Origin of the sequence: Variovorax humicola, assembly GCF_037889915.1 — a bacterium.
In the GTDB taxonomy this organism is placed as follows: Bacteria; Pseudomonadota; Gammaproteobacteria; order Burkholderiales; family Burkholderiaceae_C; genus Variovorax; species Variovorax humicola.
Map to the genome: position 1 here is coordinate 51,634 of NZ_JBBKZV010000029.1, position 19,100 is coordinate 70,733.

25 protein-coding genes are annotated in these 19,100 nt (G+C 64.0%); 6 read left to right on the top strand and 19 right to left on the bottom strand.

Annotated elements, in window-relative coordinates; translation table 11 throughout:
* Both WKW80_RS29420 and WKW80_RS29425 read right to left on the bottom strand, forming a co-directional pair.
* Positions 1–381 (bottom strand): STAS domain-containing protein, encoded by a 381-nt coding sequence (locus tag WKW80_RS29420; protein WP_340367139.1) that lies wholly within the window; start codon positions 379–381, stop codon positions 1–3.
* Between the two features lie 12 nt (positions 382–393).
* Positions 394–1,248: an STAS domain-containing protein gene (locus WKW80_RS29425; protein WP_340367140.1), complete on the bottom strand. Its 855-nt coding sequence runs from the start codon at positions 1,246–1,248 to the stop codon at positions 394–396.
* 386 nt (positions 1,249–1,634) lie between these two features.
* Here WKW80_RS29425 and WKW80_RS29430 point away from each other — a divergent pair, with 386 nt between their 5' ends.
* From WKW80_RS29430 to WKW80_RS29455, 6 genes are all read left to right on the top strand, one after another.
* The gene (locus WKW80_RS29430; protein WP_340367141.1) at positions 1,635–1,757 is read left to right on the top strand and encodes a hypothetical protein; all 123 of its coding nucleotides are present in this window, start codon (positions 1,635–1,637) and stop codon (positions 1,755–1,757) included.
* 193 nt (positions 1,758–1,950) lie between these two features.
* Positions 1,951–2,181 (top strand): hypothetical protein, encoded by a 231-nt coding sequence (locus tag WKW80_RS29435; RefSeq protein WP_340367142.1) that lies wholly within the window; start codon positions 1,951–1,953, stop codon positions 2,179–2,181.
* Between the two features lie 358 nt (positions 2,182–2,539).
* A complete protein-coding gene (locus tag WKW80_RS29440; RefSeq protein WP_340367143.1) occupies positions 2,540–3,118 on the top strand; it encodes a hypothetical protein in 579 nt (192 codons plus the stop codon).
* 11 nt (positions 3,119–3,129) lie between these two features.
* Complete coding sequence (locus tag WKW80_RS29445) at positions 3,130–4,200, top strand: flavodoxin family protein (protein ID WP_340367144.1); 1,071 nt, start codon at positions 3,130–3,132, stop codon at positions 4,198–4,200.
* An 18-nt stretch (positions 4,201–4,218) separates the two neighbouring features.
* Positions 4,219–4,830 (top strand): ParB-like protein, encoded by a 612-nt coding sequence (locus WKW80_RS29450; protein ID WP_340367145.1) that lies wholly within the window; start codon positions 4,219–4,221, stop codon positions 4,828–4,830.
* Positions 4,831–5,073: 243 nt separating this feature from the next.
* Positions 5,074–5,475: a hypothetical protein gene (locus WKW80_RS29455; RefSeq protein ID WP_340367146.1), complete on the top strand. Its 402-nt coding sequence runs from the start codon at positions 5,074–5,076 to the stop codon at positions 5,473–5,475.
* A gap of 173 nt (positions 5,476–5,648) precedes the next feature.
* Here the strand turns inward: WKW80_RS29455 and WKW80_RS37470 are convergent, their stop codons facing one another.
* From WKW80_RS37470 to WKW80_RS29540, 17 genes are all read right to left on the bottom strand, one after another.
* Positions 5,649–5,870 (bottom strand): hypothetical protein, encoded by a 222-nt coding sequence (locus tag WKW80_RS37470; RefSeq protein ID WP_422822989.1) that lies wholly within the window; start codon positions 5,868–5,870, stop codon positions 5,649–5,651.
* Between the two features lie 136 nt (positions 5,871–6,006).
* On the bottom strand, positions 6,007–6,531 hold the full coding sequence (locus tag WKW80_RS29465; protein WP_340367147.1) for a response regulator transcription factor FixJ: 525 nt from the start codon (positions 6,529–6,531) through the stop codon (positions 6,007–6,009).
* Between the two features lie 165 nt (positions 6,532–6,696).
* Positions 6,697–7,524 (bottom strand): transporter, encoded by an 828-nt coding sequence (locus WKW80_RS29470; RefSeq protein ID WP_340367148.1) that lies wholly within the window; start codon positions 7,522–7,524, stop codon positions 6,697–6,699.
* Positions 7,525–7,551: 27 nt separating this feature from the next.
* The gene (locus tag WKW80_RS29475; protein ID WP_340367149.1) at positions 7,552–8,400 is read right to left on the bottom strand and encodes a c-type cytochrome; all 849 of its coding nucleotides are present in this window, start codon (positions 8,398–8,400) and stop codon (positions 7,552–7,554) included.
* Positions 8,397–10,013 carry a cbb3-type cytochrome c oxidase subunit I gene (locus WKW80_RS29480; RefSeq protein WP_340367150.1) on the bottom strand — a complete coding sequence of 539 codons (1,617 nt, stop codon included), beginning with the start codon at positions 10,011–10,013 and terminating at the stop codon, positions 8,397–8,399. The genes WKW80_RS29475 and WKW80_RS29480 overlap by 4 nt, the downstream gene beginning before the upstream one ends.
* Positions 10,003–10,563, bottom strand: a complete 561-nt coding sequence (locus tag WKW80_RS29485) for a cupredoxin domain-containing protein (RefSeq protein WP_422822986.1) — start codon at positions 10,561–10,563, stop codon at positions 10,003–10,005. Before WKW80_RS29485 ends, WKW80_RS29480 begins: the two co-directional genes overlap by 11 nt.
* Positions 10,556–10,783, bottom strand: a complete 228-nt coding sequence (locus tag WKW80_RS29490) for a hypothetical protein (protein WP_340367151.1) — start codon at positions 10,781–10,783, stop codon at positions 10,556–10,558. The genes WKW80_RS29485 and WKW80_RS29490 overlap by 8 nt, the downstream gene beginning before the upstream one ends.
* 4 nt (positions 10,784–10,787) lie before the next feature.
* Positions 10,788–13,022, bottom strand: coding sequence for a xanthine dehydrogenase family protein molybdopterin-binding subunit (locus tag WKW80_RS29495; RefSeq protein WP_340367152.1), 2,235 nt, complete (start codon positions 13,020–13,022; stop codon positions 10,788–10,790).
* 10 nt (positions 13,023–13,032) lie between these two features.
* Positions 13,033–13,503 (bottom strand): (2Fe-2S)-binding protein, encoded by a 471-nt coding sequence (locus WKW80_RS29500; protein ID WP_340367153.1) that lies wholly within the window; start codon positions 13,501–13,503, stop codon positions 13,033–13,035.
* Positions 13,504–13,515: 12 nt separating this feature from the next.
* A complete protein-coding gene (locus tag WKW80_RS29505; RefSeq protein WP_340367154.1) occupies positions 13,516–15,003 on the bottom strand; it encodes an arylsulfatase in 1,488 nt (495 codons plus the stop codon).
* Between the two features lie 61 nt (positions 15,004–15,064).
* On the bottom strand, positions 15,065–15,463 hold the full coding sequence (locus WKW80_RS29510; RefSeq protein WP_340367155.1) for a hypothetical protein: 399 nt from the start codon (positions 15,461–15,463) through the stop codon (positions 15,065–15,067).
* A 12-nt stretch (positions 15,464–15,475) separates the two neighbouring features.
* Positions 15,476–15,889 carry a YidH family protein gene (locus tag WKW80_RS29515; RefSeq protein WP_340367157.1) on the bottom strand — a complete coding sequence of 138 codons (414 nt, stop codon included), beginning with the start codon at positions 15,887–15,889 and terminating at the stop codon, positions 15,476–15,478.
* Positions 15,890–15,910: 21 nt separating this feature from the next.
* Positions 15,911–16,504 (bottom strand): hypothetical protein, encoded by a 594-nt coding sequence (locus tag WKW80_RS29520; protein ID WP_340367158.1) that lies wholly within the window; start codon positions 16,502–16,504, stop codon positions 15,911–15,913.
* Positions 16,505–16,535: 31 nt separating this feature from the next.
* Positions 16,536–17,384: a DUF2092 domain-containing protein gene (locus WKW80_RS29525; protein WP_340367159.1), complete on the bottom strand. Its 849-nt coding sequence runs from the start codon at positions 17,382–17,384 to the stop codon at positions 16,536–16,538.
* Positions 17,385–17,415: 31 nt separating this feature from the next.
* The gene (locus WKW80_RS29530; protein ID WP_340367160.1) at positions 17,416–17,829 is read right to left on the bottom strand and encodes a hypothetical protein; all 414 of its coding nucleotides are present in this window, start codon (positions 17,827–17,829) and stop codon (positions 17,416–17,418) included.
* A gap of 108 nt (positions 17,830–17,937) precedes the next feature.
* A complete protein-coding gene (locus WKW80_RS29535; protein WP_340367161.1) occupies positions 17,938–18,261 on the bottom strand; it encodes a cell envelope biogenesis protein TolA in 324 nt (107 codons plus the stop codon).
* Positions 18,262–18,485: 224 nt separating this feature from the next.
* The gene (locus WKW80_RS29540; protein ID WP_340367162.1) at positions 18,486–19,100 is read right to left on the bottom strand and encodes a response regulator transcription factor; all 615 of its coding nucleotides are present in this window, start codon (positions 19,098–19,100) and stop codon (positions 18,486–18,488) included.

Genomic DNA, 19,100 nt, shown 5'->3' on the forward strand with positions numbered 1-19,100 from the left:
TCAGGCGTTGGTGTCATCGCTTCCTTCCCCGTCGCGCAGGCGAAGAAGGGCCATGCCGCGCTCCACGTTCAGTGCGGTGCGAACACCTTCCAGCGACAGCCCGAGTTCGACCAGCGTGATGGCCACCGCGGGCTGCATGCCAACCACCACCGTGGTGGCGTCGAGCACGCTGGTGATGCCCGAGATGCTGGCCAGCATGCGGCCGATGAACGAGTCGACGATTTCCAGCGCGGAGATGTCAATGAGCACGCCGGTGGCGCCTGTCTTTTCGACGGTGGATGACAAGTCTTCCTGCAGTTGCATGGCCACTCGGTCCTGCAGGTCGACCTGGATGGTGACGAGCAGGCACTTGCCCATCTGCAGAATGGGAATGCGTTCCATCGCTTGCCTTCTTCAGACCCTGTTGCGGGTTGTGGTGTAGCCGAGCTTCCTGATCGCCAGCGCCAGCGCGTCGGCAAGCGACGCCTTGGTGACGATTCCCTGGAGGTCGATGCCGAGGTGGACGATGGTCTGCGCGATCTGTGGCCGGACGCCGCTGATGATGCAGTCGGCGCCCATCAGGCGGATGGCGGTCACCGTCTTGAGCAGGTGCTGCGCCACCAGCGTGTCGACGGTCGGCACGCCGGTGATGTCGATGATGGCAATCTCGGAGCCAGTCTCGACGATGCGCTGCAGCAGCGATTCCATGACGAGCTGCGTACGGCTGCTGTCGAGCGTGCCGATCATCGGCACTGCCAGCACGCCGTCCCACAGCTTGACGACGGGCGTCGACAACTCGAGCAGTTCGTCCTGCTGGCGCCGGATGATGTCTTCGCGCGTGGCCTGGTAAGTGGTGACGGTCCACTGCGCCATCTGGTCGACCAGGCTGGATACCGTCCAGATCGCGCCGAACATCTTCTGGGAATCCTGGCCGAGGCGCTCTTGCAGGACCTTGAAAAAGCCCTTCTTCAACGCCAGCACGAAGTGACTGGTCTCGCCGGCCGACGCGCCCTGCGCCGCATGCGACTTCGACACTGACTCCAGTGCCGCGCGCAGCGCGGACCATCCGGCGTCTTCGATCTTCGCGGGGTCCGCGTCGGCATGGAAGCCGGAGCGCAGCCCGGCGAGCAAGGCCTGGGCATCGCTCGTGGCGCCGGCCCCGATGGCGCCCAGCGGCGACGAAGTGGACAAGTCGTCGAGCCACAGGCGGGCAAGTTCGTCCTGCTTGGCGGTCAGCAGTTCTTGAAGCACGGCGTTTTCAGGGGTCATCGGAGGCTTTGAGATGGTGATTGGTGGTCCTGGACTTCGCTGCAGGCCTGTGCATACCGAGGGACGAGGGCAGCGGAAAGTGTGACAGATAGCGAACCATGAGCCTACTCGGATCGCCATGTTTCCGGCGGGTTGGGCGGTTGTCCCAGCCGAGCGCGAGGCGTTGTCCTACGCGTAGCGTGTTGGAGTATTGGCACCCGCCTGCCGCCGGTGCCTTGCTTCAGGATGAAATCGAAGACAGCGAGATCCCATTGCGCCTTGTGCATTGCCAGCCAGCCTATGGCCCACCTCTTCGGATTCGGCCACCGCATTGACGCTCGCCGCGCCGAAATCCGCGAGGGCAGGGATCAGGATGCCGGTGGGCGCAGAGCCAATGGCACACCGACGTGGGCAGGTCGTCCGGCCTCGGCGGCGTGAAGCGCAAGCATGGCCATGAGGACAGCTTCTGCCTCCGGATCAAGGTCCGGGAGGCCGAGGTATTCGCGAGCACCTGCATGCGCAAGACCTGAAATGCAACGCTTCGGCGACTCGCTGTGAGCAGTTTCTGCCACCCGATATGTTCCTGAGTCTTGGCTGTGCCGCGTGATTCCGCGTCGCCCAAATTGGCTCGGCAACCAAGGGCACTCGCAAGTAGCGCAGCCTCGTTAGAAATGGAAGTTCTCCTACTTCGCCCCCGTAACAAAAAGTTGTTTACTCGGGCGCATGCCTCAACTGAAACGCAACGACATCGCTCCGCATTGGACCATTCCAGCATTGGCAGTGATCGTCCAACAACTCACACCGACCGAATTCACCTGGAAGCTGGTAGAACGCCATAGCGGCCATCCTGTCAAATGCATCGCTGAGGCGGTGGATCGCTTTGCAGACTATGAGCAGGCACTCGACTACGGCTTTGTCGCGCTGAAGGGAAGGCACCAGCGACCCATTTCGTGACTACATGGACGAGGCGAATGACTTGCAGGTCTGTTGCCGCACCTTTCACAAGCTTCGCCTACTCGATTACCGAAGTTCCAGCTGGCGGCCGAGCCCGCATCAAGTCCAGGACAACGCGCCTGACCGCCGGAAAACTCGCTTCGGAGAAATTTGACGGCGAGCTCGACGGCAGCGCCTACGAGCGAATGGCCAGGCAGGCCAGCGACCGTTCGCCAGTTAATTGCGAAGTTAGCTCGCAGGAAGTGTTCCTACGACGAATCCGTGCGTATTCCTTCGAATCGACACGCCAGACAAATCGAGGCTCGCAAGAATGAGAACTTCGCCTCGCCTTCGATCAGTCGCCTTGGCGGGAGTCGTAATGCTGGGACTGGCTGGCTGCGCCTCCGCGCCGCAACGCCAGGCGCAATGGACGGATCCGGCAATCGGTGCCCAGTCGCGATTCCTTCGGGGCGAGAAGGTCCTTATCGCGTGCGATGCCTTCGATGTGGCGCTGCGCCGCACCTGCGAGGACCAGTTACGCGTCGAGGTCCTGGCGAGGGGCGCGACACCGGTGACGGTGCCCGCCGGCACCGTGTTGCTCAACGATCGTGAACTCGACGGCCAACTGTTGGCCAGCGCCCGGACGCTGGGCGCCAAGGCTGTTTTCACGATGACCTTGACGCCAGCAACCTCCAGCGCGGGCTCGGGTGTCTCGCTGGGGATAGGCGGATTCAGCTTCGGGGGCGGCGGAGGCGGGGGTATCGGCCTGAGCGTTCCGGTTGGCGGCGGCGGGTGGGCAACGGGCTTCGCCGCCAATGGTCGCGTGACCGAGGTGAGCAGCAGCCGCCTGGTGTGGACCGCGACCTTGGTGGCAGCCCCGTCGACAGACCTCAACGCGCAGTTCGCGGACTTGTCACGTTCAATGCTGGACACGGCGCAAAGCGCAGGCCTTTTCTAGACCCCCTCGCGATGATCAAGATTCGCAAAGGCCAGGCGCCCGGTCACTTGCAGCGCGCCGCATTCCACGAGCGCTTCATGCAGTCGTTCCGGGACCCCAACTTCGCATCGGAGGGCGAAGCGCTCGCGAGGATCGAGGCCATCGCGTGGCACAACTACATGGACAGCCGCAAGGCACCCGTCACGCGCAAGGGCGGCGCGGGCTTCGCCGACCCCGAGTACCCGATCTCCGTCGAATGGCTCGAGGCCCGCGCCCGGTTGCGCAAGGCACAGGCCGCATGGGCCAAACCCTCGACGCCCTCGCGCGTACTGCTCGTCAACGGCTCGCCGCGCAACGACGGCACTTGTCCGGGCGAAAACTCCAAGACGCATCGCATGGTGCAACTGGCGAAGACGCAACTCGACAAGGCGAAGATCGAGTGTGACGTGCTCGACCTGAGCCTTCTAGCCTCCGAATACGGCCGCAGGATTCATCCGTGCAAGGGATGCGTCTCCACCGCGATGCCGCTGTGCCATTGGCCTTGCAGTTGCTACCCCAATCATTCGCTGAACCAGGTTGGCGACTGGATGAACGAGATCTACGAGCGCTGGGTTTCCGCGCACGGCGTCATCCTGTTCACGCCGACACACTGGTACCAGGCGACCAGTCCGCTCAAGCTCATGATCGACCGGCTGGTCTGTGCCGACGGCGGCAACCCCGACCCGAGCAGCACGCACGGCAAGAAGGCGAGCGAGGCGAAGGAACTGGAAATGAATGGCTGGAACTATCCCAAGCACCTGGCCGGCCGCGTGTACGGCGTGGTAGTGCATGGCGACGTGGCCGGCGTGGAGGAACTGCGCCGCAATCTCACCGACTGGTTCGACTGGATCGGCATGATCGACGCGGGCGCCAAGGCCCGGCTCGACCGCTATCTCGGCTACTACCAGCCCTACGCGACCAGCCACGACGTGCTTGATGCCGATCGCGATTTCCAGAAGGAAGTGCGCAACGTCTCGCGTGCCGTGGCGCACGCCGTGACGCGGCTTCGAGCCGGCCACCTCAAGCCACCGGACAGTGGCCTGAAACCGCCTCGACCGAAATGAACACGGGTCAGAGCACACATGTACCGCATTGGTTCGAAGCTGAAGGAAGTCGAACTGAAGAATCTTCGTCCGACGCAGATGACGGTGGGATTCAAGGAGGTCGAGAAAAAACGCAAGTCGTGGGCGGCGATGAATACCGACGACCGGCGACAAGCGATGAACCGACAGCTGTTTCCTGTCATCAAGGGACCGAAGAAGACGTTCTACATTCTTGACCACCATCACACCGCTGCGGCGCTGGTCAAGGAAAAATCCGAATGCGTTCTGATTGGCGTGGTCAAGGACCTGTCGGCGCTGAAGGGAGAGAGCTTCTGGATCTTCCTGGACCATTACAGCTGGGTCCACCCCTACGATGAGCGTGGAACGCGGCGAGGATTCGCGGACATACCGAACAACTTCGAAGGCCTCAAGGACGACCCCTTCCGCAGTCTCGCCGGCGAGGTGCGCGATGCCGGTGGATTCGCGAAGTCCGACGCGCCCTTTCTCGAGTTCCTATGGGCGAATCACTTCCGCGGTGCGATTCCGGGCAGGATGCTGCAGAGCGATCCCAAGAAAGCATTGGCGCGAGCGCTCGCGCTGGCCCGATCGCCGAAGAGCGAGTTCCTTCCTGGATGGTCGGGGCGCAGGTAGAACGGGTGCTTTCACCGAGCGGCCACGCGCGTGAGTTTGGCTGTGGAGACCATGGGTCTATGCGATCGGCGCCCTGAAGTTGGAAAACGCGCTTGGCCACCGCCCCCAAGCACCCGTGCGGCAATAACCGCGCCACATTGCATACCCCGTCCTACGCCAACTCGGCATCCCGCTTCCTACATTGCGCCTGGCGAGGGGTGAGCCGCCGTGGTTATTGATATCAACTTGCATGAGGGACTTGATATGAAACAGCATCTTTTCGTGGTTGCGATTGCATCTACGCTTCTATGCTTGACCGGCGTCCGTGCGATGACCAAGGATGAGTACAACGTGTCGAAGGAGAGGATCGTGGCCGACTACAAGGTCGCGAAGGCCAGGTGCAACACGTTGAAAGGAAACGCCAAAGACGTCTGCATGAAGAAAGCCAAGGGCACCGAAGATGTGGCCAAGGCAGAACTCGAGCAGGAGTACAAGCCGAGCCCGGCCAACGCACGCAAGGTCACCGAGGAGAAGGCCAACGCAGCCTTTGAAGTTGCCAAGGAAAAATGCGACAGCCAATCGGGGGACGCGAAGAGTGCGTGCGTAAACCAAGCGAAAGCCAATCACGACAAGGCCAAGGCTGACATCAAGGCCATGAAGGGCTGAGTGCGGGAATCTGAAGGTACTGAGTCCGGTGGCCCGCGCTTGGTTGGCCACAGCCGTCAATAGCGGCCAGCTGAACATCTCGCCTACTGCCCTGCGGTCCACAAGCGCTGCCGGGCCAGAAAAAAAACGGCACCATCAAGGCGCCCGTTTGCAATTGACCAAGGCTAGCAAACTCAGGCCGCATCGTCCTGCGGCATCGGCAGTCCACCGACCACACCCTTGAACTCCTGCAGCGAGAAACAGGTCTGCACATGTTGCACGCCGGGCAGGCGGTGCAGGCTGCCGGCCTGCAGTTCTTCCTGGGCAATTCCTTCTCCAAGAACTTTTCGCTCTACGGCGAACGCTGCGGCGGACGTCGGGCTGCCGCCGCTCAGGCGCATCTTTTTCCGAGGCATGGATTCCGTCGCTTCTGAGTATGTCTATCTTCCTATTCGTTCCCGCTCGGTAGCTTGTGGACTGGTTCGGCTGCCGTGGTCGCCTCCCTTGTCGCGGTTGTAGCCGTACTGGCGCTTGTCGTGTTCGCCGCTCCACTTACCGGGAATCCGTGCATGCACGATGCACGGCCGCGCGGAGCTGGCGCACGCTCACCGGCCGCTCCAGGAAGTCGGTCGCCTTGAGTCGAGCGATGTCGATTGCGGTACGAAAGGCGGTATACGGCCCCAACACGATGACCGGTAGCGTGACACGACGGTCCCTCAGCTCGCGCACCAGCTTGAGCGTTGCGGACGCGTCCGCGTCGGCCGACGCAATCACGCAATGGCCCGGATTGCTCGCCTCACTGGCGAACAAGGCTTCACCGTCGTCCAGGAAGACAACGGACTCGATGCTGCGCCCGAGCGCCGATTCGATCCATACGCGCTCATCCGGCTTGAAGCCGACGACGTAGACGATGGTGGACATGGCTTCAGACTTCTTGTGAGTCATTGAGAGTGGCGTCGGATCTCCAGTTGCATTGCCTTCCACGGCGATCGCGACCAGCGCAGCGCCGGCTTTCGTCGCCTTCTGCATGGTTGACTCGAGACCGGTTCCCCCATGCAAATTTGCCGGACCGGCCATGAATGGTGGGCTCATCCACGAAATGCGCCTATCCGGGCAGCCACTCAGTACCACGTACGTGGCGTGGACTGTCCCGGGCTGTGCATGCCCACGCACCCGGTACGGACGCTGCAGCGCGCGGTGCCAGGTCCCGGCCCCGGCGTGCGGGCAATCGACAGATCCGGATCATTTGGGGAACATGAACTGCGCCTGCACGCGGATCTGCCAGTTGGCGCCGTTGTCCGGCTTGACCACGTTGTAGTACGCGGAGAGCTGCGTGTTCACTGGCAACTTGCCCAGATGGAAGATCTTGCCGACGCCGCCACCGATAGGCACCGTCCATCGCTGGCTGCTATCGGCCTTCCAGTCCGCGGTGATGATGGGAGCGGTGGTGAGATAGAAGCCTCCCGGAAAGTTGTAGTTGATGAAGGGCTGGAGCAGGAAGTTGTTGTACGAGCCGCCCTGCTTGTTGCTGCTCACCGACCAGATGTTGTTGAACAGTGCGCCATAGACCCACGGGCTGCCGTGATCGAGGTGCAGCACGACCGCGGACGGGCCAAGGCCCCAGTTCTTGTTGCCCAGTTCCGAATTGCTGTTGGTGGGAATCTGGACCACCGGACCGACTCCCCAGATCCACTTGCCGGGATTGGCCGGCGAGAGAAAGGCGGTCATCACCACATCGCCCACGCCGTTGAGACTGCCGGTGCCGGGGCCCAGCGAGGGCATCGAGATGACCGGCAAGATCGTGCGGGTGATGATGTTCCAGTCCTTGTTGACCGAGATCGGAATCACCGGCTGGATGTTGAGGATGTTCTGCGTTCCCTTCTCCGGGCCGAAGTTGAGATTGGTGTTGTTCTGGAACGGCACGCTGATGAGGTTGCCGACCGGATTCTGTGCAAGCTTCGCAAGCTCTTCGGCGCTCATCTCCGCGTGTGCCGGAAAGCCGGCCAATAGGGCCGCGGCACTGCAGGAGCCAGCAAGAAGCCTGGCCGGCGTGTGGTAGCAAATGCGCATTTGATCCTCCAGTCTCATGGGAAACCTTCACTTGCCAGGCGCAGAGGTCTGCGAAGCGACACCACCGGGTGGCACGCCCGCGTAATAGGCGGCCAGCGAATCGATCTCTCGGGGAGTCAGTTGCCGGGCGATGCTGCGCATCTGCGCGCTGATGTCGTTGTGCCTTCTGCCACTCGCGAGTGCCTGCAATTGCACTTCGAGGTACCCACGTTGCTGCCCCTGCAGCGAAGGCGCCGCCGTGGTGAATCCCAGCGGGCCGTGGCAAGCGGCGCAGGCGGCGATGCCACGCATCGGGTCTCCGAATTCGGCGAGCCGCCGAGTCGGGTCGTCGGCCGAGGCCAGCGCGTCCGTGGTACGCGCAACCGCCTCAGGCAGCGACGCGTAGTGCGCCGCGAGATCCCGCATGTCGTCATCGGTCAGGGAGGCGACGTACACGCCCATCACCGCAGGGTCGCGCATCCCGCTCCTGAAATCCTGCAGTTGCTTGTAGATCGACGCCGCACTTTGGCCGGCAAGATTGGGGAAGATCGCATCGTCGCTGACGCCGGTACGTCCGTGGCAGTTGCTGCACGATGCTGCCGCCAGAGTGACGCCCCGGGCAGCGTTTCCCCGGGCGAGCAGTTGTTGCGTGGCCGCCGTCCATGCAACGTCCGATGCCGGCCTGCCCGCGACCGCCGCGGCGGCCTGCACGTCGCGCGCCGGCAGGCCGATTGCACTGCAGATGGCATCCCACAGATCGGGCGCGCTCCGGCCGGCCTGGACCGCAGGCAGCCACACGAAGCCGACCGCGGCCGCCGCCACGAAGAGCGCCGCCGTCGCGCTGATCCAGACCGCGTACCTGCGATCGCGCGAAGACCCTGGGCGCCCGGCTGTCATCGCGTACCTACCGGATACGGCGCCACGGCGCTTCGCTGCATGAAAAGCGCCTGCGCCAGCGGGAAGCCATAGTTCGTGACCGTCAGTGCCGCAACGAGCAGCATCCAGACGCCGAAGCCGTTCAGCGACGCTGGGAGCCGGCGAGGCGGTCTGAGTGCGAGCGAGAACAGCAGCGGGGCCTGGGCGCTTGCGGGCCTCCTCTGCGCGGCAAGCAGCATGCCCACCAGCAGCAGCGTCGAGAACACGAGCACGAAGCCACCGATCGCCGACATGGCGACCCAGACCGCCTGTGGCGCCAGGGCCGGATTCGAATAGTCGTAGTACGACATTCGCCTCGGCTGCCCCATGATGCCGACCACGTGCCACGGCAGCGTGACGATGAGCATGCCGGCGAACCAGGTCCACAGTTGCATGCGCATGAGCTTCGGCGGCAACGAGCGGCCCGTGAGGCGCGGCCACAGTTCATAGGCGATGGCGAAGTACATGATGACCACCGCGCCGCCGAAGATCAGGTGGAAATGCGCGGTGACGAACTGCGTGTTGTGTACTGTCGCGTTCATCGCGTAGCTCATGTTGATGAGTCCGCCGGCGCCGCCCAGCCCCAGCATCAGCAACGAGAGGCCGGACGCCAGCACGAGCGGCCGATCCCAGGGCAGCGCGGCCACCCATCCGAACACGCCCCGCCCGCCGCGCAAGCGCCCCGCAATCTCGAGCGAGGCGCAGATCGTGAATATTGTGAGCAGCGTCGGGACGGCAACCATGCCCGTGAATACCGCGTGCAGGAACTTGAAGCCGGCACCGATCTGCGGATCGACGAACAGGTGGTGCAAGCCGATCGGCATCGAGAAGACGAGCAACTGCAGGAAGGCGATGCGCCCCATCATGTCGCTGTAGAGGCGCCCGCCGGCCGCCTGCGGCAGCAGCACGTAGAGCGCGATGTAGGCGGGCATCAGCCAGAAATAGACGATGGCATGCAGCGTCCACGAGAAGAGAATGCGCGCCAGGCCGGGATCCATCGCAGCCGTCCAGCCGAATGCGTTGGGCAGAATGAGAAAGATGATCTCGGAACCCACGCCCAGCGATGTCCATGCCCACAGCAGCGCCGCGGCTGTCGTCGCAAACATCGCCAACGGAACCGGCAGTCCGCGGTGGTCACGCTTCCAGCGCCTGAAGTGCGAGACCATGAGGCCGACCCAGATCCAGGAGCCCGCGACCGCGGTCAGGATGCCGAGGTAGTACCACGCGCTTGCGAGCAGCGGAGGATAGAAGGTGTAGAGAACCGTCGCCTTGCCTGCGGCCACGGTGGCCAGCGCGATCACGGCGCCGCCGACCACGAGGCACAGCGACGCCCACGCGAGCCGCTTGCCGTGCATGGGCCGGCCAAGCGACACCGCGCACACGGCATAGCCGAAGCCCATCGCGATCAGGGTCGGGAAGATGTAGGCCAGCGTACTGCCGTGCGCGGTTACGGCGGCGTAGTAGCGTTGCGGATCGACCCACTGATGCAGCGGACTGCGCACGAGCATCTGCCATGCGCCCAGCGGAATCGCCAGCGCCAGCGCAGCGAACGCCGCCCCGAAATGGGCCAGCACGAGCCTGTTGCTACCCTGCACAGGAGGCCCTCCCCTGGTTGCCATGGACGCGCTCGAACTCGAGCCTGTCGAGCACCTTGACGTGCGCCCACATGCCTTCATGCCCCACGCTGCAGTATTCGTGACAGGGCATGACATGCTCGCCCGTCCTGTCGAAGCGTGTCCGCACCTCGGCGACGTAGCCGGGGACCACCATGGTGTTGACGTTGGTGCCCACGATAAGAAAGCCGTGAACCACGTCGGGACTCGTCACCCGGAATGTGACCGGCGTGTCCGCCGGCACCACGATGCACCGGGGCACGAAGGCGTACTGCTGCGCGATCATCCGCACGACCGCCGATCGATCGGGCTGAATCGACGTGCCCAGGTTGGCCTCCATGAATTCGCCGGAGAGATGCAGCGTGCTGGCATCGATCGTCTCGACTTTCGAAGGCGCCACGGCGGTCCAGTGCAGGCCGCTGTAGATCATCACGGCCACAACAAGTGCCACGATGACCGCCACGATGCGCGCCCACCGGCCTTCGGACCCGGCGGTCACGCCCGGAAGGAGGTCTTCGGCTGCGTCAGCCAATGCTGCCTCGCGGAGCAAAGACAAGGAAGAAGAATGCCAGCCAGAGCGCCAGCAGGATGAACACGGCCAGCCCCGCCACGGCGAAGGCGCCACGCGGGCCGGCATCGCCGATCCGCGCCAGCTCGTGCTCGCTGCCGTGGAAGGCGACGTTTTCCTTCAGGGCCGCGGCTGAGACATGGTCCATGGATGATGATTCGCCGGTTGACTGCATGATGGCCATCGCATTACTTCCCCTTGGCCAGCGCCAGGGCCGCAAGCACCACCGCGGGACGGAAGGGAATCGAGCGCAGCCGCGCGCCCGTCGCATCGAACACGGCATTGGCGATGGCCGAAGGAATCGCTGAAGTGGTCGGTTCGCCCGCTCCCCAAGGCGCTTCGCCGGGGCGGTCGATCAGGTCGATGACCACTTCGGGGACATCCGGAAAAGTCAGGATCGGGTAGCTGCCCCAGTTCAGGCTGGTGACGGCGCTGCGGCTGAATGTGAGCTGCTCGATGAGCGTGCGGCTGACCGTCTGCACCACATTGCCTTCGATCTGGTTGCGCAACCCATCGGGGTTGATGATCTGCCCGCAATCGTGCACGACGAAAACGCGCTGTACCTTGATGGCGCCCGTCGAGCGGTGGACCTCCACATCGGCCACCACACCGACGTAGGTGCGCACGAGTTCGTACTTCACGTAGGTCACACCCCGCCCGTGCGCGATGTCGCCCGTGTCGCGCGCACGCGTGCCGCGCGGCTGCCAGTTCGCGACCTTGCGCAGGCGTTCCATGAGTTCCAGCCCCCTGCTGTCGCTCAGGTGGCGGGTCCGGATGTCGAATGGATCGGCGCTGGTCGCCGCGGCGATCTCGTCGAGGAAGCTTTCATTGCCGAAGGTGTTCTGCATGCGCCCTGGCGCACGGATCCACGCCGCCGGCAGCGGTGCGTCGACGAGCCAATGCGCCGTCAGCGTGCTGTTGTCGAGTGCATACGGGATGCCCAGTCCGGGGTTGTAGATGCCGGAGTCCGGCCCATAGCGCGGCAGCCCCGCCAGCACGGCACCGAGCAGTGTCACGCCCGAGCGCTTCATCGATCGTTCGGGCAGGTAGATGTCGGCTTCCCAGGCCGCGATCCGCCCTTGGTCGTCGATGCTTGCGCGATAGTCGAGCAGGGTCGGCGGGCATTTGGGATCCCAGCCGTGCTCGTCGGCACGCATCCATTGCAACCGGACCGGACGGCCGATCTTCATCGCGATCAACGCCGCTTCGGAAGTGCAGTCGTCGGATCCATTGCGACCGTAGCAACCCGCGCCCTCGACGTAGATGCAACGCACCTGCTCGGGCGCCAGCGCCAGCATGGTGGCCAGTTGCTTCTGCAGCAGGTGGGCCGCCTGGGAAGGCGTCCACACCGTGAGCCGCCCGTCCTTGAAGTCGGCCACCGCGCACGATGGCCCGATCGAGCCATGCGTGTTCAGCGGGAAGTCGTAGGTGGCCTGCAATTGCCGGCCGGGGCTGCCTGTGCCTGCGGATGAATTGCCGGTGCGCTGCAGCACCTGGATACGGTCCACCTTCGCCTTGCGCTGGTAGTCGACAAGCCGGGTGTCGTCGGGAAGGCCCGCCCATTCGCTCCAACGGGCAGCGATGGTGGTCGATGCACGAACCGCCGCCCATTCGTCGGTCGCAACGACGGCAAGGAAGTCGCCTTGGCGTACCGCGCGCACATAGCCGGGAATGCTCTTGCACGGCGCGTCGTCCCATGACTCCAGCGTGGCGCCGGCCGCGGCGGGATGCACCATGCGCGCATGCAGCATGTCCGGCACCCTGACGTCCTGCACGAAGCCGAATCGGCCATAGATCTTCGCGGGGATGTCGAGCCGGGGAACTGCCTTCCCGACGATGGTGTAGTCGCCCGGATTCTTCAGCGGGGCCGCCGGGTCGACCTTGAGGGACAGGCTCCGGCCGGCGACCAGTTGCGCATAGGACAGGCCCTGGCCGCCCGCCGCCGGCTCGACCATGCCGCCCTGCACGCGCAACGCTGCCTTGGCGACGCCAAGCCGCTGCGCGGCCCTGTCGACCAATGCTTCGCGCGCGGTCGCCGCCGCGCGACGGATCTGCATGCCACCCTCCTGCACCGAAAGACTCGCATAGGTCGGATGCTGATCCGGTGTGAGGAGGGTGTCGCCCTGCATCGTCGTCACGCGATCGAACGGCACTGAAAGCTCCTCCGCGGCGATCTGGGTCATTGCAGTGAGCACGCCAGTGCCCAGTTCCACCTTGCCGCTGTAGAGGGTGACGCGCCCATGCGCGTCAATCACGATGAATCCGTCGACCGCGTCCGGCGAGACAGTCCTGCCGCGACCTTCGCCAACGGCTGCCGGCTCGCTCGCCGCGCCGCCCGGAAGGTAGGTCGCGAAGCCCACCGCCAGTGCGCCGCCGGCACGAAGCATCGCGCGGCGGGACAGGGGGATCTGCACGGATGTCATCACGCGCCCTTCAGGCCTTCTTGCTGGCAACGCGCATCACCGCTCGCAGGATGCGAACGTGGGTGCCGCACTTGCAAAGGTTGGCGGACAGCGCCTGGCGTACCTGTTCCTCCGTCGGGTGCGGTGTGTCTGCAAGCAGCCCGGCGGCCTGCATGATCATGCCGTTGATGCAATAGCCGCATTGCGCCGCCTGCTCGTCCACGAACGCTTGCTGCAACGGATGCGGTCTCTCCGGTGTACCAAGGCCTTCCAGGGTCACGATGTTCGCGCCGGCCACGGCCGACACTGGCATGACGCAACTGCGCAGCGGCTTGCCGTTGTAATGCACGGTACAGGCGCCGCATTGCGCCAGGCCGCATCCGAAGTGCATGCCATGCAAGCCGAGCTGATTGCGCAACGCATAGAGCAACGGCATGGCGGGATCGTCCGCCTGCAGCACCCTGGACTCGCCGTTGACAGTCAAGCTGATGGACGTGGCCACGGCAATGACAGCCTAGTGGGCGGCGCTGGACGATTCCTGCAGCTTCCGCATGAGTTCATCGAGGTTGAACGAAGCAGGCTTCTGGCGCGGCGGAAACTTCTCGAACGCTTCCATCTGCTGCGCCACGGCGCCCTGCATCGCGTAGACGATGTAGGCATGCGATATGACCCAGTCCCAGTAGGTGTTGGAGTTCTCGTCCGCCCGCTCGAACGGATCGCGGCGCAGGTTGAACATCTTCGGCGCCCGGTACCTGACAAGGGGTTCGAACCAGCATTGCAGGGTTTTCGCACGCTGCTCCATCAGCACGACCTTCCAGTCCTTCATGCGGATGGCCATGATGTCCCCGTCGTCGCTGATATAGAAGAACGACTGCCTCGGGCTCTCCTGCACCTGGCCGCTCAGGTACGGCAGCATGTTGTAGCCGTCGATGTGGACGTTGAAGCTCTTTTCGCCCACCTTGCAGCCCTTGAGAAGCTTCTCCTTGACATCTTCTTCGCCGGCCGCGGCCAGCAGCGTGGGCAGCCAATCCTGGTGCGACACGATGCCGTTGATGACCGTGCCGGCCTTGATCCGGCCGGGCCAGCGGACGAAGCACGGCACGCGCCAGCCGCCTTCCCAGTTGGTGTTCTTCTCGGCCCTGAAGGGCGTGATGCCCGCGTCGGGCCAGCTGTTGTAGTGCGGGCCGTTGTCGGTCGAGTACATGACGATCGTGTCCTCGGCGATGCCGAGCTGGTCCAGCTTGTCGAGCATCTCGCCAATGTGGCCGTCGTGAGCGACCATCACGTCGTTGTAGTCGCCCTGCCCGCTCTTGCCCTTGTGCTTGTCGGCGCAATGCGTCCTGAAGTGCATGGCAGTCGTGTTGTACCAGAGGAAGAAGGGCTTGCCATCCGCGTGGCACTTGTCGATGAACGCCAACGCCTTCCCGGTCGTTTCGTCATCGACGGTCTCCATGCGCTTCTTCGTCAGCGCGCCGGTGTCCTCGATCGTCTGCCCGCCCTTGCCGTCGGCCTGGCAATGCAACACGCCACGCGGACCGAAGCGCTTCTTGAATGCGGGATCCTTCGGATAGTCCGGATCCTCTGGCTCCTCCTCGGCGTTGAGGTGATAAAGGTTGCCGAAGAACTCGTCGAAGCCGTGCATGGTGGGCAGGTATTCGTCCTTGTCACCCAGGTGGTTCTTGCCGAACTGTCCGCATGCGTAGCCATGCGGTTTGAGCAGCTCGGCGATGGTCGGGTCTTCCTTCTGCAGGCCGACAGCAGCACCCGGCATGCCTACCTTTGTCAGGCCTGTCCTGATGGGGTTCTGGCCGGTGATGAAAGCGGCCCGTCCCGCCGTGCAGCTTTGCTGCGCGTAGTAGTCGGTGAACGCGACGCCTTCGTTGGCAATGCGATCTATGTTGGGCGTGCGGTAGCCCATCTGCCCCCGGCTGTTGTAGCTGATGTTCCACCAACCCACGTCGTCACCCCAGAGAATCAGGATGTTCGGCTTCTTCGTCGTCATGGCTCTTCCTCAACGTTGGTGAGGTGCCAGGTCACCTCGAACATTGCCCTGGGGATGTGACTCAGGCGTGCGGGCGGCGACCCAGGATGCGATTCACCAGGCTGCGAAACACCAGGTACGGCAAGACCGCCAGTACCACAGCGACCATCACGGCCTCGCCCGGATAGAGCCAGTGCACCGAGATGACCTGGTAGATGGCATCCATGACGATGGCCACGATGAAGACCTTCCCGATGTGCTGCCAGCCTTCGCGCAGCAGCGCCTTTCGTTGCGTGCGGTCCCGCACGAGCGCCCACATGTAGAGAGGCCGCCCGTCCCGTGCGTCCTGCCTTCCAGCCCTGTAGGCGAAGAAGGCCGCAACCGCCGGCTGGAGAATGAAACGGAAACTCAGCGGCGCGTGCCGGCCGCTCGTGATGTCGTCCCAGGTACGCGTCAAGAGTTCAGGCAGCACGTCGAGCATGGTCGGTCCGCCTCAAAGCACTCTCAAGGTAATGCCCACGAAAATGAACAGACCCGCTGCGGACATGATCAGCGCGATTACGAATGAAGGCTGCATGACCCGAAGCGGCTTGTGCTGGCCCAGTTGCTTCAGCCGCAGCCAGTACTCGATGGTTCCCATCCCCATGGCCGCTGTACCCAGGCCCGTGAGGAAGAGACCCATGTTGCGCGGCATCTCGGCCTTGATCGTGTGGGCGGCCTCATGCTGGAACCCCTCGAGGATCTTGTAGATGGTGAAGCCGAAGCTGATCATGGAAAGCGCCGTTCTCACCCATGCCATGAGCGATCGGTCCGCGGCCATGACCGTACGGTCAATGGCCAGGTCGGTGTTGAACTGCGCCAGCTCGCTGGATGTCTTCGGCGCCGGCGCGCGCGCTTCGGGGTTCATCGTTTGAGCTTCCTGGCGGGATCAAGGCGCCGGCACGACGCTGTAGTACACGCCGTTGGCACCGAAGGAGGGCTTGAACCAGGTGTTGCCGACCTCGTAGTAGGCGACGCCGGCGCGATCCACGTGAACCGCGCCTGCGGGCAACGTGGAGAAGTTGGCGCCCAACGGGTAGGCAGCAATCGTGGTGGACCGCGTCATCGCTGCACCCGCCACCGCGCCCGCCGCCAGCCCGACGGCGGCACCCGCCGCGACGGCAGCGCCGCAGTCGTCGTAGCAGCCCGGGTGGTAATACGGCACCCCCACTGGCCGGTAGTACGGGGCATAGCCTCCATAGCCATAGGCCGGTGGGCGGTAGGTGCTGAAGCCGCCGGCCGTGGTATGCACGGCCCCCATGCCGTAGGCGCCGGTGGTGGTTCCTCCGAACCGATTGACGTGACTGGTCCCACCGTACCAGCCGTGCGTGGTGCTGCCGCCGAATGCGTTGTCGTGGGTGAAGCCACCCCATCCGCCGGTCGTGCGGCCGCCCCAGGCATTCGCTCTTGCCCAGGCGGAAGCGCAGGAATGGAATCCCGTGGTGAGCAGCGCCGCGGCGAGCAAGGGGATCATGGTTTTCATCGGTTTCATTTCCGGAGTCCTTCCACGTCCCTCAATGCGTCTTGCCCGACTTGCCCGGCCCCGCTTTGGCGGCAGACGGAAACGCCGGCGGGGCAGCGAAAGGAATCCGCTTCGCATTGGCCGCGTCGATCGATCCGAAGGCCTCCGCAGCCACGACGGGGTCGAGCTTCCAATTCGACAGATCCACCTGGTGGCGCAACAGCAGCGGGTCGCCCCGGTAGGTTGCACGCAACCTGCGCGGCAGCTTGTCGTCGGCGCCGATCCAGATCTGCATGAACAGTTCGTCGCTGACAACCGCGACCACGTGGGTCGTGGTTGCGCCGACTGCCTTGGAATCGCCGACGTAGAACGCCTTGGTCATGCCCTCGGTAATGTTCTTGAAGGGATCGGCGCCCAACACATCGGCGAAGGGAAAGTAGATAGCGGCATTCTTGAACGCGCTTTCCAGCATGGCATCGATGGTGGGTGGCGCGGGCGCGATGGCGACAAGATTCTCGGACGGCGCGAATGCGGTGAGCGTCTGGCCGTCGTAGTAGTACGCCGAAGGCTTGCCGTCGCCGGCCGTGATCACGCGCAGCCTGTTCGGCCGTTGCTCCAGGACCTCGGAGGTCGTCGCGAAGGCGAGCGGCGGGCCGATGATGGTGGGGGTCTCATAAGTTGCGACAGCAGTGAACGCCATCGACGACGATGCAGTGAGGGCACCGCCCATGGCACGCAGCAGATCCATCGCCTTGGCTTCCATCTCCGGCGCAGGCCGGGTTGCCTTGCTTGTGGCCGTGGAAGCCTTGGCAGGAGCGCCCTGGACGTTCGCCCCGGCGATCAGTGTCAGGCTCCCAGCGAGCAGCAACGCCCTGGCGACGATTTGAAATCGGCTTTTCATTGATACCCCCTCGGCTTCGTTCGTCCCACGGCTATCGACGGAAGCCGACGAATGCGGGGCCACCCCAACCGCCCCAACCGCCCCAGTCCATCGAATTCATCTCGTTCATCTGCGCCGCCTCGAGGTTGTTGTTGCTTAATTGCTTGGCAACGCGCAGCTTCTGGTAGTCCTGGTATTGCGCCGGACCTCCGACGTAGGCCAGGTTGTTCATTGAGTCGGGCAGGACGTAGTAGGTCGATCCCTGGTAGTTGACGGGGGTGACCTTGTCCTTGGGAAGCTTGGCGAGGATCGCCTGCTGGTCCGGCTTCTTGGGTGTGATGACCTTGAAGCCGGCAGCCACGGCCAGGTTGTCGTTGTTGAGCGCGTTGCTGGTGGCACAGCCCGCAACCAGGACGATCACCGCGGCTGCGGCGAGGCTCTTCAATGGATCAGCCAGATGCTTCATGGTGGTGTACCGGGTTGTTGGAGCCATGGATTCGGAGACGAGACTGCTCGGCCCGATGCGCCGTCGGGACATTCCCGGCGGCACAAGCCGGGGAAAGATTGGCCGGGGCTACTTGGCGCCGGGCATGTCCGGCGTGCCACCCTGCTTCGCTGGCTTCTTGTTGGGATGACGCTCGTCCCGGGTCTCGACGCGTGCCTGTCCGGCGGCGGCGGACTTGCCGGTGCCGACGGCGTCGCTCTGGGCCGACATCGCCTCGTCGCCCGTCGGCTTCTTCACCTTGCCTTGCGGCTTCATGTCATCCTTGGCTTGCGCGCGTTGCTGCGGCTTGCTGTTGGTGATCACCTGTTCCTGCGACGTCGTACCCGGCGGGTTCTGCGCGTAGGCGCCGACGGCGAAAAGACTGGCGATCATGGCTGCAAGAAGTTTGCTCATTGCGATTTCCCTCGGTTGATGGATTGAAGCGCCTCTCCGCGGTAAAGGTGCCCGGGGCATTGAAGCGTTGCCGTACGCCAGTTCAGAGATGCGCGATGGCCTGGCGAATTCATTCTGGAGAGGGATGTGCGACAAAACCAGCCGGGCGGCCACTTACGCCACGTACGTGGTCGGCCGCGCCAATGACAAGGCTTGCACACCCACCGAACGTGCGGGCAAGGCCTCTAGTCGTCTGCGCGTTCGGATTGGAGCCGCATCAGTTCGGTGATCGAACTGACGCCCAGCTTCTCGAGCAGCCTGCTTCGGTGCTGCTCGACGGTGCGATAGCTGATGTCCAGGTCCTTGGCAATGACCTTGCTCGGCAAGCCCTTGAGCGCGAGTCGCATCACTTCGCGCTCGCGGGTCGTCAGCGCGGCGATCTGCTTGTCCAGGAGTCTGCCCCGCTCCGGGGTCGAAGGTTCGCGCATGCTCGCGTCCCGGCGCAAGGCCTCGTTGATGGCGTCCAGCAATTGCTGCTCCCGGTAGGGCTTCTGGACGAAGTCGACCGCCCCGTCCTTGACGGTCTTGACCGCCATCGAGATGTCGCCGTGGCCACTGATGAAGACAATGGGAATGCGCGCGCCGATCGCCAAGAGGCGCTCCTGCAGCGCCAGGCCACTCATGCGCGCCATGCGCACGTCCAGCACCAGGCAGCCCGGGCGCGCCGCGTCGAAGTCCGTGAGGAAGTCGATCGCCGAGCTGTAGGTCTCGGCGGCGAGCCCGACGGAGCTCACCAGTTCCCGGACGGAGTCGCGGCACGCCTCGTCGTCATCGATGATGAATACGGTCGGCTCTGCCAT

Bases quoted from the DNA above. Each gene is read 5' to 3' on its own strand.
- WKW80_RS29530 (WP_340367160.1), bottom strand. From the start codon at position 17,829: ATGAAGCATCTGGCTGATCCATTGAAGAGCCTCGCCGCAGCCGCGGTG.
- WKW80_RS37470 (WP_422822989.1), bottom strand. From the start codon at position 5,870: ATGCCTCGGAAAAAGATGCGCCTGAGCGGCGGCAGCCCGACGTCCGCC.
- WKW80_RS29525 (WP_340367159.1), bottom strand. From the start codon at position 17,384: ATGAAAAGCCGATTTCAAATCGTCGCCAGGGCGTTGCTGCTCGCTGGG.
- WKW80_RS29515 (WP_340367157.1), bottom strand. From the start codon at position 15,889: ATGAACCCCGAAGCGCGCGCGCCGGCGCCGAAGACATCCAGCGAGCTG.
- WKW80_RS29535 (WP_340367161.1), bottom strand. From the start codon at position 18,261: ATGAGCAAACTTCTTGCAGCCATGATCGCCAGTCTTTTCGCCGTCGGC.
- WKW80_RS29520 (WP_340367158.1), bottom strand. From the start codon at position 16,504: ATGAAAACCATGATCCCCTTGCTCGCCGCGGCGCTGCTCACCACGGGA.
- WKW80_RS29470 (WP_340367148.1), bottom strand. From the start codon at position 7,524: ATGCGCATTTGCTACCACACGCCGGCCAGGCTTCTTGCTGGCTCCTGC.
- WKW80_RS29540 (WP_340367162.1), bottom strand. From the start codon at position 19,100: ATGGCAGAGCCGACCGTATTCATCATCGATGACGACGAGGCGTGCCGC.
- WKW80_RS29440 (WP_340367143.1), top strand. From the start codon at position 2,540: ATGCTGGGACTGGCTGGCTGCGCCTCCGCGCCGCAACGCCAGGCGCAA.
- WKW80_RS29455 (WP_340367146.1), top strand. From the start codon at position 5,074: ATGAAACAGCATCTTTTCGTGGTTGCGATTGCATCTACGCTTCTATGC.
- WKW80_RS29495 (WP_340367152.1), bottom strand. From the start codon at position 13,022: ATGACATCCGTGCAGATCCCCCTGTCCCGCCGCGCGATGCTTCGTGCC.
- WKW80_RS29475 (WP_340367149.1), bottom strand. From the start codon at position 8,400: ATGACAGCCGGGCGCCCAGGGTCTTCGCGCGATCGCAGGTACGCGGTC.
- WKW80_RS29420 (WP_340367139.1), bottom strand. From the start codon at position 381: ATGGAACGCATTCCCATTCTGCAGATGGGCAAGTGCCTGCTCGTCACC.
- WKW80_RS29505 (WP_340367154.1), bottom strand. From the start codon at position 15,003: ATGACGACGAAGAAGCCGAACATCCTGATTCTCTGGGGTGACGACGTG.
- WKW80_RS29435 (WP_340367142.1), top strand. From the start codon at position 1,951: ATGCCTCAACTGAAACGCAACGACATCGCTCCGCATTGGACCATTCCA.
- WKW80_RS29425 (WP_340367140.1), bottom strand. From the start codon at position 1,248: ATGACCCCTGAAAACGCCGTGCTTCAAGAACTGCTGACCGCCAAGCAG.
- WKW80_RS29490 (WP_340367151.1), bottom strand. From the start codon at position 10,783: ATGGCCATCATGCAGTCAACCGGCGAATCATCATCCATGGACCATGTC.
- WKW80_RS29445 (WP_340367144.1), top strand. From the start codon at position 3,130: ATGATCAAGATTCGCAAAGGCCAGGCGCCCGGTCACTTGCAGCGCGCC.
- WKW80_RS29465 (WP_340367147.1), bottom strand. From the start codon at position 6,531: ATGGCCGGTCCGGCAAATTTGCATGGGGGAACCGGTCTCGAGTCAACC.
- WKW80_RS29510 (WP_340367155.1), bottom strand. From the start codon at position 15,463: ATGCTCGACGTGCTGCCTGAACTCTTGACGCGTACCTGGGACGACATC.
- WKW80_RS29450 (WP_340367145.1), top strand. From the start codon at position 4,219: ATGTACCGCATTGGTTCGAAGCTGAAGGAAGTCGAACTGAAGAATCTT.